This window comes from Deinococcus aetherius, from assembly GCF_025997855.1.
Classification (GTDB): domain Bacteria; phylum Deinococcota; class Deinococci; order Deinococcales; family Deinococcaceae; genus Deinococcus; species Deinococcus aetherius.
This window is the reverse complement of sequence record NZ_AP026560.1, coordinates 1,364,680-1,378,263: the sequence shown is the minus strand read 5'-3', so window position 1 is coordinate 1,378,263 and position 13,584 is coordinate 1,364,680. Positions and strand designations below refer to the sequence as shown.

General features: G+C 72.4%; 9 protein-coding genes. 8 read left to right on the top strand and 1 reads right to left on the bottom strand.

Translation table 11 applies throughout. From position 1 onward, the window contains the following. The first annotated feature begins 119 nt into the window (after positions 1 to 119). The gene (locus tag DAETH_RS06890) at positions 120 to 1,943 is read left to right on the top strand and encodes an ABC transporter ATP-binding protein (protein WP_264777174.1); all 1,824 of its coding nucleotides are present in this window, start codon (positions 120 to 122) and stop codon (positions 1,941 to 1,943) included. Positions 1,944 to 2,410: 467 nt separating this feature from the next. Here DAETH_RS06890 and DAETH_RS06885 read toward each other — a convergent pair whose 3' ends face one another. After that, positions 2,411 to 3,451 carry an HD-GYP domain-containing protein gene (locus DAETH_RS06885; RefSeq protein WP_264777173.1) on the bottom strand — a complete coding sequence of 347 codons (1,041 nt, stop codon included), beginning with the start codon at positions 3,449 to 3,451 and terminating at the stop codon, positions 2,411 to 2,413. Between the two features lie 337 nt (positions 3,452 to 3,788). Here DAETH_RS06885 and DAETH_RS06880 point away from each other — a divergent pair, with 337 nt between their 5' ends. The 7 genes from DAETH_RS06880 to msrP all read left to right on the top strand — a co-directional run bounded on the left by DAETH_RS06880 (position 3,789) and on the right by msrP (position 13,549). Next, positions 3,789 to 4,598: a TIGR00282 family metallophosphoesterase gene (locus DAETH_RS06880; RefSeq protein WP_264777172.1), complete on the top strand. Its 810-nt coding sequence runs from the start codon at positions 3,789 to 3,791 to the stop codon at positions 4,596 to 4,598. Beyond that, positions 4,582 to 7,068 (top strand): phosphoenolpyruvate carboxylase, encoded by a 2,487-nt coding sequence (locus DAETH_RS06875; RefSeq protein WP_264777171.1) that lies wholly within the window; start codon positions 4,582 to 4,584, stop codon positions 7,066 to 7,068. The genes DAETH_RS06880 and DAETH_RS06875 overlap by 17 nt, the downstream gene beginning before the upstream one ends. 102 nt (positions 7,069 to 7,170) lie before the next feature. Beyond that, entirely contained in the window at positions 7,171 to 7,905 is a 735-nt protein-coding gene (locus DAETH_RS06870; protein WP_264777170.1) for a Stf0 sulfotransferase family protein, read from the top strand. Between the two features lie 79 nt (positions 7,906 to 7,984). Then, the gene (locus tag DAETH_RS06865; protein WP_264777169.1) at positions 7,985 to 9,433 is read left to right on the top strand and encodes an alpha-amylase family glycosyl hydrolase; all 1,449 of its coding nucleotides are present in this window, start codon (positions 7,985 to 7,987) and stop codon (positions 9,431 to 9,433) included. A 73-nt stretch (positions 9,434 to 9,506) separates the two neighbouring features. Next, positions 9,507 to 11,153, top strand: coding sequence for a chloride channel protein (locus DAETH_RS06860; protein ID WP_264777168.1), 1,647 nt, complete (start codon positions 9,507 to 9,509; stop codon positions 11,151 to 11,153). A gap of 56 nt (positions 11,154 to 11,209) precedes the next feature. Next, complete coding sequence (locus DAETH_RS06855) at positions 11,210 to 12,454, top strand: MFS transporter (protein ID WP_264777167.1); 1,245 nt, start codon at positions 11,210 to 11,212, stop codon at positions 12,452 to 12,454. A gap of 96 nt (positions 12,455 to 12,550) precedes the next feature. Further along, complete coding sequence (gene msrP / locus DAETH_RS06850; RefSeq protein ID WP_264777166.1) at positions 12,551 to 13,549, top strand: protein-methionine-sulfoxide reductase catalytic subunit MsrP; 999 nt, start codon at positions 12,551 to 12,553, stop codon at positions 13,547 to 13,549. The last annotated feature ends 35 nt before the right edge of the window (positions 13,550 to 13,584 follow it).

Below are 13,584 nucleotides of genomic sequence, written 5' to 3'. Positions count from 1 at the left end.
CCGGGGAGAGGGGCAACAGAACGACGCTTCCTTGCCGTCGTAGACATCCTGAACCGGGTCAAGGCAAAAGCCTGTCCCGGGCGCACTTCTTTTTCCCGCGCGGGGCGTACCCTGGCCCCATGCTCTCGCGCCCCTCCCGCTCCGTCCCCGTGGCCCGGGACCCCGACGCACCGCGCGTGAGGCGCGACCCCCGGCAGCTCGCGCGGCTGCTCGCCTTCGCGCGGCCCTACCGGGGCATCTTCGCGGTGGGCGTGATCGCCACGCTGGTCTCCAGCGGCCTGAATCTGGTCTTCCCGCTGCTGTTCGGGCGGCTGATCGACGCCTCCTTCCTGCGGGTGGGAAGCACGGACACCGGGCCACTCGACCGGACGGTGCTCGCCCTCATCGGCATCTTCGCCCTCTCGTCCCTCTTCGCGGCGGCGCAGTCGTACCTGCTCGCGCGGGTGGGGGCGGGGGTGGTGGCCGACCTGCGGCGGGCCCTCTTTTCCCACCTCCTCACCCTCTCGCCGCGCTTTTTCGCCGACCACAAGACCGGGGACCTCACGAGCCGCCTCACCGCCGACGTGGGCACCGTGCAGACGGTGACGAGCACGGCCCTGGCGCAGCTCGCCGCCCAGACGGTCAGCCTGGTCGGGGCCGTCGTCCTGCTGATCACGACGAGCCCGCGCCTGAGCCTGTTCACCCTCGCGGTGATCCCCCTCGTGATCGGCACGGCGGTCCTCATCGGGCGCCGGATTCGCCGGGTCAGCCGCGAGGTGCAGGACGCGGTGGCCGGGGCGAACGCGAGCGCGGAGGAGGCGATCAGCGGGGTGCGGGTGGTGCAGAGCTTCACGGCGGAAGGGATCGAGCGGGAGCGGTACGGGCGGGGCGTCCTCGCCAGCTTCCGCGCGGCCCTGAAACGTGCCCGCCTCCAGGCCCTGATGGGCGGCACGCTGAGCTTCCTGACCTTCGGGTCGCTCGCCGCGCTGCTGTGGTACGGCGGGCGGCAGGTCATGACGGGCGGGCTCACCCCCGGCAACCTCGTCACCTTCCTGATCTACGCCCTCCAGGTGGGGGGCACGGTCGCCTCCCTGACGGGCATCTTCAACCAGTTCCAGGAGGCGCTGGGGGCGTCAGGCCGCATCTTCGAGCTGCTCGACGAGCGCAGCGACCTCCCCGTCCCGGCCTCCCCCGCGCCGCTGCCCCGCGCTCAGGGCCGGGTGACCTTCGACCGGGTGAGTTTCCGCTACGGGGACGCGCCCGTCTTGCAGGACGTGAGGTTCGACGTGCCCGCCGGTCAGGTCGTCGCGCTCGTGGGGCCCAGCGGGGCAGGCAAGACGACCCTGGTGAGCCTGATCCCGCGTTTCTGGGACGTGACGGCGGGCGAGCTGCGGGTGGACGGGCGCGACGTGCGGGAATACGCGCCCGAGGAACTGCGCGCCCAGGTGGGGCTCGTGCCGCAGGAGACGCTGCTCTTTTCGGGCTCGGTCGAGGAGAACATCCGCTACGGGCGCCCGGACGCCACGGCACAGGAGGTCGAGGCCGCCGCCCGCGCCGCCAACGCGCACGACTTCATCGCCGCCTTTCCGGCCGGGTACGCCACCGTGGTGGGCGAGCGGGGGGTGAAGCTCTCGGGCGGGCAGCGCCAGCGCGTCGCCATCGCCCGCGCGCTGCTCAAGGACCCCCGCATCCTGATCCTCGACGAGGCGACGAGTGCGCTCGACAACGAGTCGGAGGCGCTGGTGCAGTCCGCGCTGGAGCGGCTGATGCGGGGCCGCACGACCTTCGTGATCGCGCACCGCCTGAGCACCATTCGGAACGCCGACCGCATCCTGGTGATGGACGGCGGGCAGGTCGTGGCGGACGGCACCCACGCCGAGCTGATGGCGGCGGGTGGGCTGTACCGGGACCTGTACGACCTCCAGTTCCGGCGGGAGCAGGAGGCCCGGGCGGAACTGGCGTAGACGTCCTGAACCGACGCCCACGGCTCTCCGAATCCCCCGGACGAGACGTTTGGAGGCGTCCGCGATGAGATGGGTCCGGTGGCGGGGAAGAGCGGTGCAGGGCGACAACTCGGCCGTCCGGTCAGTGAATCCCGTGGAGAGTTGAAGCCGACCACGCCGGGCCAGGTGCGGCGTGCGGGATTCACACGGATGGGGCCGGAAGCAGGTTGGATGCCGAGTTCATGGTCGGACGGCTCGACCGTGGATCAACCCTTCGCCCAGCGTGACCCGGGGCAGGAGGAACGCCGCCCGATTCCTCGCGCGGGCGCTCATCGCGGTGCTCCACTCCGTTGCCAGGACAACCCGCGCCCCGCCAACTCCACGCCAGCCGCTCCCATCACGGTTCCTCGCTCTGCTGGACAGCGTTGCCGGTCCACTCGGGCCGCAGAAGCCGCAGGATTTCCCTCCGACCTCCACGGCCACCGCTGTCAGCCCAGCGGCGCCGAACCGTCCGCGAAGCGGCCTTCGAGGTGGTCGAAGCCCAGCACCACGCACACGAACAGGCGGGTGAGCCGGGGGTCGAAGTGGCGCCCGGCCTCGCCGATGAGGTGCTCGACGGCGTCCTGGTAGCTCCAGGCGGTCTTGTAGGGGCGGGCGCTGGTCAGGGCGTCGAACACGTCGGCCACCGCCACGATGCGGGCGGCGAGGGGAATGCGGCCCCTTTCCAGGCCCAGCGGATACCCCTGGCCGTCCCAGCGCTCGTGGTGGTGGCGCACGGCGTCCACCGTGGGCGCGGGCAGGAACGGCAGGTCGGCGAGGAGCTGCACCCCCCAGACGGGGTGCTGGAGAATCACCTCGTACTCCAGGGGGTCGAGGGGGCCAGGCTTTTGGAGGATCGCCTGGGGCACCCGCGCCTTGCCGATGTCGTGCAGGGCCGCGCCCCAGCGCACGGCGTTCACCTCGGCGGGAGGCAGGCCCGCCGCCTCGGCGAGGCGCCCCGCGAAGTCCACGATCCGGCGGATATGCTCGGCCTGCCAGGCGTCCTGGCTCACCCCCAGGAAGTTGACCGTCTCGTCGAGGGCCCGCTCGGTGTCCTGGAGTCGCTCGGCGGTGCGGAAGGCGTGCTGGGCGGCGGGGGCGAGCGGTTCCAGGGTGCCCGCCACGTACTCGCCCCGCGCTCCCCAGGTCGCCCGCACGACCTGGGTGTGCAGCGGCGTGACGAGCGTGATCTCCTCCAGCACCCCCTGCCCGACCCGCAGCGCCCCTGGGTGCCGGGCGCGGTCGTAGCGCAGCCAGCGGTGCAGGGGCTGCCCGGCGGCCTCCTCGGGCTTCGTCCCCGTGACCCCCTCCCACGCCCCGCCGACCTCCAGGAGCAGGCCCGCCCCGTCGAGCAGGAAGAGCGCCGACGGCTGGGCCTCCAGCAGCAACTGCCGCAGCCCCGGACGCGCCGCCGGGTCCTGGGGCGCGGGGCGCTGAGCAGGGCGGGCGGGAGCGGACGGCGCCCCGAAGAAGTCGAGGTCGTCAAACACGGAAGCCCCGCCTACCCCGGGGAACAGGGAGGCCCGCGCGCCTCTCGCGCACGCTCCGGGTCAGGCCACCTCCACTCACAGGGGTAACCTAGCGTGCGTGCTGTGAGGAAGACGTGAGCAAGCCCCACAGTTCCCCCACACCCAGCCACGCCCCTGCGTGAGGCGCGGGTGAGGAATGGTCGGAACTTCGTCACGTTCGCTCTTTTTCGGCTTCCCAAGCGTCCTCGTCAACCTGCTCGCACCCCTTCCCGGGGGCTCATTCTAACGCCCCCCCTGCTCGGAAGGTAAAGGTTAGATGATGGAGGTGGCACCGGAGCCACCGCGCTAGGGTGGGGGCATGTTGCGGGTGCTGTTCGTGGGGGACGTGTACGGGGCGCCCGGGCGCCGGGTGCTGGGGGCGCACCTGCCGGTTCTCCGGCACCGCTTCGACTTCGTGGTCGTGAACGGCGAGAACGCGGCGGGGGGCTTCGGGCTTCACCGGGAGGCGGCCGACGGCATCTTGCGGGCGGGGGCAGGCTGCATCACCCTCGGCAATCACGCCTGGCACCACAAGGACGTGTTTTCGCTGATGCTCGACGAGGAGCGGTACCCCATCGTCCGGCCCCTGAACTACACCGACCCCGGCACGCCCGGCGTGGGCTGGCGCAGTTTCGACGTGCGGGCGGCGGACGGCACCACCGAGCGCCTGACGGTCGTGAACCTGCTGGGGCGGGTCTTTATGGAGGCGGTGGCGAACCCCTTCCGGGCGATGGACGAGCTGCTGGAGCGGCCGGACCTCGGCAACGTGTTCGTGGACTTCCATGCCGAGGCCACGAGCGAGAAGGCCGCGCTCGCCTGGCACCTCGACGGGCGGGTGGCCGCCGTGATCGGCACGCACACCCACGTCCCTACCGCCGACACCCGCGTCCTGTCCGGCGGGACGGCCTTCCAGACGGACGCGGGGTTCACCGGGCCGAGGGACAGCGTGATCGGCGCGGCGCCCGGGGGACCGATAGCGAAGTTTCTGACCGAGCGGCCGCACCGCTTCGGGGTGGCGGAGGGGCCAGCCGAGCTGAACGGGGTGATTGTCCAGATGGCGGGGGGGCGGGCCCTCGGGGTGGACCGTTACCGTTACGTGGAGGGGGAAGACGATGGGCATTCGCAGTGACGTGAACGTGCTCGGCCGCACGCTCGGGCAGGTCCTCAAGGAGCAGGAGGGCGAGGCCTTTTTCGACCTCGTGGAGCGCACCCGGGCCCTCGTGCGCGACGTGCGGGCGGGCGGGGACGACGCGGAACTGCGCGCCCTGCTCTCGGGGCTCGACGCTTCAGGAGCCGAGAACCTGGTGCGCGCCTTCTCCTGGTACTTCCAGCTCGTGAACCTCGCCGAGGAGTACGAGCGGGTGCGGGTGCTCTCGGGCATCCAGGGGGTGCGGCCCCAGAGCATCGAGCAGGCGCTGGTGGACCTGAGGGCCCAGGGGGTCAGCGCTGAGGAGGCCGAGGAGTTGATCGCGCGGCTCGACCTGGGGCTCACCTTCACCGCGCACCCCACCGAGATGCGGCGGCGCACGATCCGCCACCACCTCGTCGAGGTGGCCCGCGACATCCCCACCCTCGACGAGGCGGGGCAGGAGCGGGTCGCCGCCCACGTCGAGGCGATGTGGAGCACGCCCGAACTTCGGCGCCTGAGGCCCACCGTCCTCGACGAGGTGAAGGGTGGCCTGACCTACGTGGCGAGCATCGCCCAGGCGCTTCCCAACCTGCAACGCGACCTCGCGCGGGGCTTCCGGCAGGTGTACGGGCGGGACACGGACGCCCGGCTCCCCCTCTCCTTCTCCTCGTGGATGGGCGGGGACCGCGACGGCAACCCCTTCGTGACCCCGGAGGCGACCCGCGAGGCTTTGAGTCTGCACCGCGAGCGGGCGCGCGAGTTGCTGCTGGCCTCCATCCGGCAGGCGTACTCGGACCTCAGCCAGGACGAGACGGGCTCGCAGGGGCAGGGGCAGGAGCCGTACCGCCAGGAGTTGCAGAAGCTGCACAACGCGATCCGGGACGGGGAAAGGGTCGAACTGCTTCCCCGCCTCGAAGCCCTCCAGGCGCGGCTCCATGCCGACGGTCAGCACCGCAGCGCCGACCAGCTCCTCACGCCGCTCCTCGCGGTAGCGCGGGTATTCGGCCAGCACCTCGTGAGCCTCGACGTGCGCGAGCACAGCGCGCAGACGGGGGCGGCGGTCGCGCGGCTGCTCGCGGAGGCGGGGGTGGAGCCGGACTACGGGAACCTCCCCGAGCACGCCAAGCAGGAACTGCTCACCCGCGAACTGCGCTCCCGCCGTCCCCTCTGGCCCGCCGGGGCGGCCTTGCCGGAGGAGTTGGAGATGGCCGTCGGCCCCATCCGCGAGGTGCAGGCGGCGACCCGGCTCGTGGGTCCCCGCGCCTTCGGGCGGTACGTCATCAGCATGAGCGAGAGCGTGTCGGACGTGCTCGAACCCCTCCTGCTCGCCCGAGAGGTGGGCTTCCGGGTGCTGCCGGTGCCCCTCTTCGAGACGCTGGCCGACCTCTCCCGCGCGCCGCAGGTCGTGTGGGAACTCCTCAGCCTGCCCGAGTACCGCGCGGTGCTGGGCGGGGACGTGCAGGAGATCATGCTAGGCTACAGCGACTCGAACAAGGACACGGGCTTTCTGGCAGCGAACTGGGCGCTGCACGAGGCCCAGCGGAAAATCAGCGACGTGTGCCGCCGGGCGGGGGTGCGCTGGCGGTTTTTCCACGGGCGCGGCACGAGCATCGGGCGGGGGGGCGGCCCGGCGAGCCGCGCGATCCTGGGGCAGCCCGCCGGGACCATCGACGTGGGGCTGCGGATCACCGAGCAGGGGGAGGCGCTGGCGGACAAGTACAGCCACCCGGTCCTCGCCCGACGCAACCTCGAACAGGCGCTCTACGGCCTGATGCTCGCCGCCGCCCGCCCCGCGCAGGACCCGCCCGCCGAGTGGACGGGGGCGATGGACCGGGCCGCGAAGGCGAGCGCCGCCGCCTACCGCGCCCTGGTGGACGACCCGGCCTTCATCCCCTTCTTCGAGGACGTGACGCCCATCCACGAGATCGCCCGGCTGAACATCGCCTCGCGGCCCGTGCGGCGGCCCGGGGCGCCGAGCCTCTCGAACCTGCGCGCGATCCCCTGGGTGATGAGCTGGACGCAGAACCGCGCGAACCTCCCCGGCTGGTACGGCCTCGCCGAGGGGCTGCGCGAACTCGGCCCGGAGCTGGCCCGCACGATGTACGCCGGGTGGCCCTTCTTCCGCACGATTCTCGACAACGCGCAGATGAGCCTCGCCAAGAGCGATTTCCTGATCTTCGGCGAGTACCTGCGGCTCACCGAGAACCACGACCTCGCCGCGCGGCTGAAGGAGACGTTCGACGAGACCGTCTGCCTGGTGCAGGAGGCGGTGGGCGCCGAACTGCTGGCGAACGAGCCCCGGCTGCGCGAGAGCATCGGGCTGCGCAACCCGTACATCGACCCCATCCACCGCATCCAGGCCGAGCTGCTGTGCCGCGCCCGCTCGTCGGAGGGGGGCCTGGACGAGTTCGAGCGTCCGTTGATGGTCAGCCTCCAGGGCATCGCGGCGGGGGTGCGGAACACGGGGTGAGGCGTTTCCAACCCCTGAGGATCAGCAACCGGCACAGCAGCTCCGGCACCAGCTAGGTCATCGGGCGGAGGCGGCGCCGATCCCGATGGGCCACAGTGGGGTGTGGAAGGCCCGCAGCCCGACCTCTGTTACACGATCTGGTTCTCCCAGCGGACGGGCAGCACCCTGCTCTGCGAAGCCCTGGGGTCCACGGGCGTCGCGGGACGACCCGCAGAATGGCTCAACGACCGTGATCCAAGGACGACGACGCTCCGCGACCTCCAGGAGATGCTGCGGGCGGGCACCACACAGGGCGGCGTGTTCGGTCTGAAGTACGGGCCAGATCAGAGGTTCGGGCAGTGGATACAGACCTTCCGCCGGGAACTGGCCCTCCCCCCGGAGATGCCCCGCCCGGACGTTTGGCAGGCCATGTTCCCCAATTCCCGGCACCTCTACATGACGCGCCGCAACAAGGTCCGGCTGGCCGTCTCGTGGTGGCGGGCCATCGTGTCGGGCGAGTGGCACCGCAGGCACGGGCAGGCGCCGCAGGACGGGGACCTGCAAGGCCGCTACTCCTTCGACGCGATCAACCACCTGTTCGCCGAGTGCAGCCTGCGCGAGGCAGCCATAGAGGAGTTCTTCGCCGAGGGGGGCATCCTGCCCCTCACGCTCGTCTACGAGGACTTCATCCGCGACTACGAGGGGACGGTTCGCGCGGTGCTGACGCATCTGGACCTCCCCACCCGCGTTCCCGTCGCTCCCCCGGCGTTCACGCGGCTCGCGGACGCGCTGACGGAGGAATGGGTGCAACGGTTCCGGGAGGAACGTCAGGCGGGCTGGAGCAATACCTTCTGGTGAGGCTCCAGAAGAGGGCACAACGGGCGGGAGGCCGAACGGAGGCGGGGCCCGCTGCCTTTCCCCTACCATGTCCCTACCTATGCGCCGCCTTCCCCTGTTCGGCGCGCTCCTGGCCTCCCTGGCGGGCGCGCAGACCTCCTCTCCGGCCCTGCCCTCCTGGGAGGGACAGATCATCTATCAGGTCATGCCCGACCGCTTCGCCGACGGAAATGCGTCGAACAACGCGGGCGTGGACCGCAGCGACCCCCGCGCCTGGCACGGCGGGGACCTCGCGGGGCTGACGGCGAAAGTGCCCTACATCCGGGGGCTCGGGGCGACCGCCGTCTGGCTCACGCCGATCTACCGGCAGCAGGCGGTCAACTCCTTCGACACCGCGCCGTACCACGGCTACTGGCCCGCCGACTTCCGGGACGTGGACCCGCACTTCGGGACCCTGGCCGACTTCGGCGCCCTCGTGACGGCGGCCAGGGGGGCGGGGCTGCGGGTGGTGCTCGATCAGGTGATCAACCACTACGGGTACGCGGCGGAGGCGGTGAAACAACACCCGACCTGGTTCAACGGGCAGGCCGAGTGCGACAAGACGACCAATAAGGACGTGGACTGTCCCCTCGCCGGGCTCCCCGACCTCAAGCAGTCGAGTCCCGAGGTGCGCGACCTCCTCCTCGGGAACGCGGACTTCTGGCGGGCGCGCGGGGTGAACGCCTTCCGGTACGACGCGATCCGGCACGTGGAGCGGCCCTTCCTGAAAGACCTCCTCGCCCGCGACCGCGCCGCCGGAACGTGGACGCTGGGCGAGTGGTACGGCGCCGACACGGGCACGGTGGCCGAGTGGCAGCGGGAGGGCTTCGACAGCCTGTTCCTCTTCAGCCTGCAAGAGGCGATGCAAAAGAGCCTGATGGGCGGGCAGGGCCTGACCCAGGTGGCGAACGTGCTCTCCCGGCAGGGCGAACTCGTGCGGCCCGGCGAGGTGGCGCTCTTCCTCGACAACCACGACCTTCCCCGCTTCGCGCAGGGCTCCCTCTTCGAGGACGAGGGGCAGGCCCGCACCCGCTACGGCCTGCGGGCGCTGATGACGCTCAAGGGGGTGCCCGTGATCTGGCAGGGCACCGAGATAGCCATGCGCGGCGGCAACGATCCCGACAACCGCCGTGACATGCGCTTCGAGAACGAGTGGACGCCCGGGGAAAAGGCCGTGTACGGCGCCGCGCGGGACGCCATCGCCGTTCGCAAGGCGAGCCGCGCGCTGAGTGTGGGGGCCCAGACCCTCCTGTCTGTGCCGGGCGCCCTGCAAGACGACCTCCTGCTCCTCACCCGCGAGGTGGACGGGGAGCGGGTGCTGGCGGCGTGGCACGGGGGCAGGGAGCGGAAGACCTACAGCGTGCGACTGAGTACTCTCGGGCTCACGGCGGCGGACGGGGCCGTCACGCGCGGCCTCTACGCGGGACAGGACGCGAAGATGAGCGTGGGCGGTGGGTGGCTGCACCTCAGCCTGCCGGGGAAGGACGCGGCGGTGTTCGGGCTGAAGTAGGGGGGCGGGGTGAGGAGTCAGGAGGGTGCTCACATCCACCCCCCCATCCCTAACCCCTCACCCCTGCACTACCATGCTCCCCGTGCGTTCCCCCCTGCCCCGCGCCGTCCGGACCCGCCTGGAGACCGGGCGGCTGGTCGTCCTGAGCGTGGTGCTCGGTGCCCTGGTGGGGGGGCTGTGCATCCCGCTGCGGCTGGGGCTTGACCTGCTGCTGCGCCTGGGAGCGGAGGTCACGGGCTACTCGCCCCCCGGCACCCCCGGCGAGGGCGGGCTGCTGATGGCCTTTGTCGGGACGGCGCTGCCGTGGGGACTGCTCGCCCTGCCCCTCGTGGGGGCCGCCTGCGCGTGGCTGGTCCCCAGGGACACGGGTGATCCCCTGGCTCAGCTCGTGGGGGGCTACCACGCGCGGGGGCAGTGGCCCGCCCCGCCCCGGCAACTCCTGACGCTGGCGGGCACGCTGCTGGGCTACGGGGTCGGGCTGCTGGTGGGCCGCGACGCTCCCTTCACGGTGGTCGGGCAACTCGGCGCGCGGGTGCTGCGCCGGGCCACCCGGCTCGACGCGGTGGAGACGCGCACCCTGACGCTGGCGGGGGCGGCGGCGGGGCTGGGGGCGGTCCTCCACGCACCGCTGGCGGCGGCGGTCCTCGTCACCGAGGTCTTGTACCGCCGCTTCGAGTTCGAGTTCGAGGTGCTGATGCCCTGCGTGCTCGCCTCGGTGGCGGCGTATGCCGTGTACGGCGCGGTCTTCGGGTTCACGCCCCTCTTCAGCGTGGAGGCCCTCCAGGTGCCCGGCCTGCCCCAGGGGTTGCGCTTGGCGGGGGTGGCATTGGCGGTGACGCTGGCGGGCTGGGCGTCCCTCCTCGCCTGCCGGGTGGTGCCGGGCTCCTGGACGACCGGGCCGCAGCGCGTGGTCCTGGGCGGCGCCTTCGGCCTGCTCACGGCGGCGCTGGCCGCCCTGGGCACCCCCGCCGTGCTGGGGGACGGGTCGGGCTGGGTGCAGCTCGGGCTGGCGGGCCTCCTGGGGCCCGAGGCGGTGGGGGTGGGCGCGTGGCGCTGGCTGCTCCTCGCGCTGGGGGCGCGTCTGGCCTTCGGGGGGGGCGTGCTGCCGTCGGTCGGGGTGGGCGGGCTGCTGGGCACCGGGCTGGCGACGTGGCTGGGGGTGGACCCGGCGGTGGGCGCGCTCGTCGGGGCGGTCGCCTTCCTGACGACCACCCTGAACGTGCCCGTGGCGGCGGCGCTGCTGGCGGTCGCCTGGGGCGGGGACGCCATGCTGCCCACCGCCCTGCTCACGGCGGGGCTGGCCCACCTGATCAGCGGCGAGTCGGGGCTGCTGCCCGGTCAGGCCCGCTCCCGCGCCGCGAGTGCCGTCCACGCCGGGGGCGCGGTGACACTTCTGCCCGAGGGGGTCCGGCTGGCCCCCCGCCGCTCCCCGGACGGCGCGACCGGCACCCCGCTCGACGCCCCGGCCGGGCCGGGCAGCCCCACCCCCCTCGCCTCCGACCGCGAGCTGTACCGGCGTGCGGTGCCGACGGGTTGGCAGGGCGCCCGGCTCTCCGTGCTGGCCCTGCCCCCCGGGGTGGAGGTCGTGGGCGTCGTGCGGGAGGGCACCGTGCGCCTTCCCCGCCCGGAACTGCGCCTCACCACCGAGGACGAGCTCGTGTTTCTGGCGCGGCCCGAGGCGTACGCCGCCCTCGAAGGCGTGCTGCGGCTGCCGGGCTGAGGGGGCCCGTCTCCCCATCCTGAACAGGCTCCCCGGGCGGTGCCGATAATGCCGGGGTGTCTGCCGTCCGCCCCCTCCCCCGCCACGAGCCCTGGAACCGCGACGAGCGGCTGGGCATCCTCAACGGCTGGCTGGTGCTGCTGGGCGACGGCTTCCTGAACGTGTCGGTCGTGCTGGCGGGCTTCGCGGCGCGGCTGGGGGCGCCGAACGCCGTGATCGGCCTGCTGCCCGCCATCGCGGGGGGCGGGTGGATGCTGCCGCAGCTCCTCGTCGCTTCAAAGGTCCGGCCCCTGCCCTACAAGCTCCCCGTGTACCGCTCGGCGGCACTCGTGCGGATGCTCTCGTACCTGGCGATGGCCGTCGTCGCGGCGACGCTGGCGGGGCGCCCCGCCCTCTGCCTCGCCCTCTTCGTCCTGGCGATGCTGACGAACGCCCTCGCCTCGGGCGTGGCGGGGCTCCCCTTCCTGGAGGTCGTGAGCAAGGTCGTGCCCCAGGGGCGGCGGGCCCGCTTCTTCGGCACGCGCAACCTGTACGGCGGCCTGCTCGCCTTCGGGGCGGGGCTGGGGGTGCGCTGGATTCTCGCGTCCGGGCTGGCCTTCCCGCTGAACTACGCGCTGATCTTCCTCCTCGGCGCCGTCGCGTACACCGTGGGGTACGGCGTGTTCGGCCGGGTGACCGAGCCCCCCGACCCGCCCCAGCCCCCCGGCAGGCTGTGGGACGAGGTGCGGGCGATCCCCTCCACGCTCGCCGACGGGCACTTCCGCGCCTTCCTGAGGGTGCGGCTGCTCCTCGCGGCGGCGAGCCTGGGGGACCCCTTCTACGCCGTGTACGCCCTGCGCGAACTCGGCTACCCGGCGGCCACCCTGGGCGTCTTCGTGATGACCCTGACCGGGGTGGCCCCCTTGTCGAACCTCTTCTGGCAGCGGGTGGCCGAGCGCAAGGGGTCGCGGCGCATCATCCGGTACGCGTCCGTCTCGGCGGCGCTCGCTCCCCTCACGGCGCTGACGGTGGGGGCGCTGGGGCTGGGAACGTGGGCGTACCTGTTCGTCTTCCTGTTCTCCAGCGTGGCGGCGCAGGGCTTCAACCTCGGGCACACCAACCACCTGCTGAACATCTCGCCGCCCGAGCACCGCAGCCGCTACATCGGCACCCTGAACACGCTGGTGGGCACGGCCCTCTTCGCCCCGGTGGTGGGCGGTGTCATCGCCGACGGCCTCGGCTACCGCACGGTGTTCGGCCTCGCCGCCGTGCTGTTCGCCGCCGCCTGGTGGCAGTGCGGCAAGCTGCGCCGGGACGCCTGAGGCGGCTTGGTGACCTGGACTGAACCTGGACGGGGCCGCGCTCCGTATCCTGGCTGAGGGAGGCGTCCCTCGCCATCCTTCGTGTCCAGGAGACCCATGACCATCCTTCCCCCCGAACGTGACCCCGAGGGCCAGCGCCCCCCGGCGACGACCGAAACCCCGTCCCGCCCCCACCCCACCCGCCGCGAGTTCCTGCGCCACGCCGCCCTCTTCACCGGCACGGTGGCGGCGCTCGGCGGCGGCCTGACCCTGCTCACCCGCCGTCCCGGGGCGGTGGACACCACGCCGGGCGAGAACCTCGTGTGGCGCCCCGACCGTCCCCTCGGCCCCTACGACACGACCGAGGCGGTCACGCCCTACCGGGAGGCCACGACCTACAACAACTTCTACGAGTTCGGCCTCGGCAAGGACGACCCCGTCCGCCTCGCCGGGAGCCTGCGCACGCGCCCGTGGACGGTGAGCATCGACGGCGAGGTCCGCAAGCCGCAGACGGTGGACCTCGGCACCCTCCAGTCGTGGTTCCCTCTCGAAGACCGCATCTACCGGATGCGCTGCGTGGAGGGTTGGTCGATGGTGATGCCGTGGCTGGGCTTCCCGCTCGCCGCCCTGTTGAGGCGGGTGGAGCCAACCGGGCAGGCGAAATACGTCCAGTTCACGGCCCTGCACGACCCGGAGCAGTTTCCGGGCCAGCGTTCGGACGTGCTCGACTGGCCCTACGTGGAGGGGCTGCGGCTCGACGAGGCGATGCACCCCCTCACCCTGATGGCGGTGGGGCTCCAGGGGCGGGTCCTGCTCCCCCAGAACGGGGCGCCGCTGCGGCTCGTCGTGCCGTGGAAGTACGGCTTCAAGAGCATCAAGTCAGTCGTGAGGATCACCCTGACCCGCGAGCAGCCGCGCACGACCTGGAGCGCGGCCGCGCCCGACGAGTACGGCTTCTACGCGAACGTGAACCCGGCGGTCGATCACCCCCGCTGGAGCCAGGCCAGCGAGCGCCGCATCGGGGAACTGGGGCGCCGCCCGACCCTGCCCTTCAACGGCTACGCGGAGGAAGTCGCCCACCTGTACGCGGGGATGGACCTGAGGCAGTTCTTTTGACCGTTCAGCCCGCCGCCCGAGTCGCCCGCCGCCCC

What these genes read in the sequence shown, in the direction of transcription:
- DAETH_RS06890 (WP_264777174.1), top strand. Translation starts at nt 120, where the DNA reads ATGCTCTCGCGCCCCTCCCGCTCCGTCCCCGTGGCCCGGGACCCCGAC.
- DAETH_RS06880 (WP_264777172.1), top strand. Translation starts at nt 3,789, where the DNA reads ATGTTGCGGGTGCTGTTCGTGGGGGACGTGTACGGGGCGCCCGGGCGC.
- DAETH_RS06875 (WP_264777171.1), top strand. Translation starts at nt 4,582, where the DNA reads ATGGGCATTCGCAGTGACGTGAACGTGCTCGGCCGCACGCTCGGGCAG.
- DAETH_RS06865 (WP_264777169.1), top strand. Translation starts at nt 7,985, where the DNA reads ATGCGCCGCCTTCCCCTGTTCGGCGCGCTCCTGGCCTCCCTGGCGGGC.
- DAETH_RS06860 (WP_264777168.1), top strand. Translation starts at nt 9,507, where the DNA reads ATGCTCCCCGTGCGTTCCCCCCTGCCCCGCGCCGTCCGGACCCGCCTG.
- msrP (WP_264777166.1), top strand. Translation starts at nt 12,551, where the DNA reads ATGACCATCCTTCCCCCCGAACGTGACCCCGAGGGCCAGCGCCCCCCG.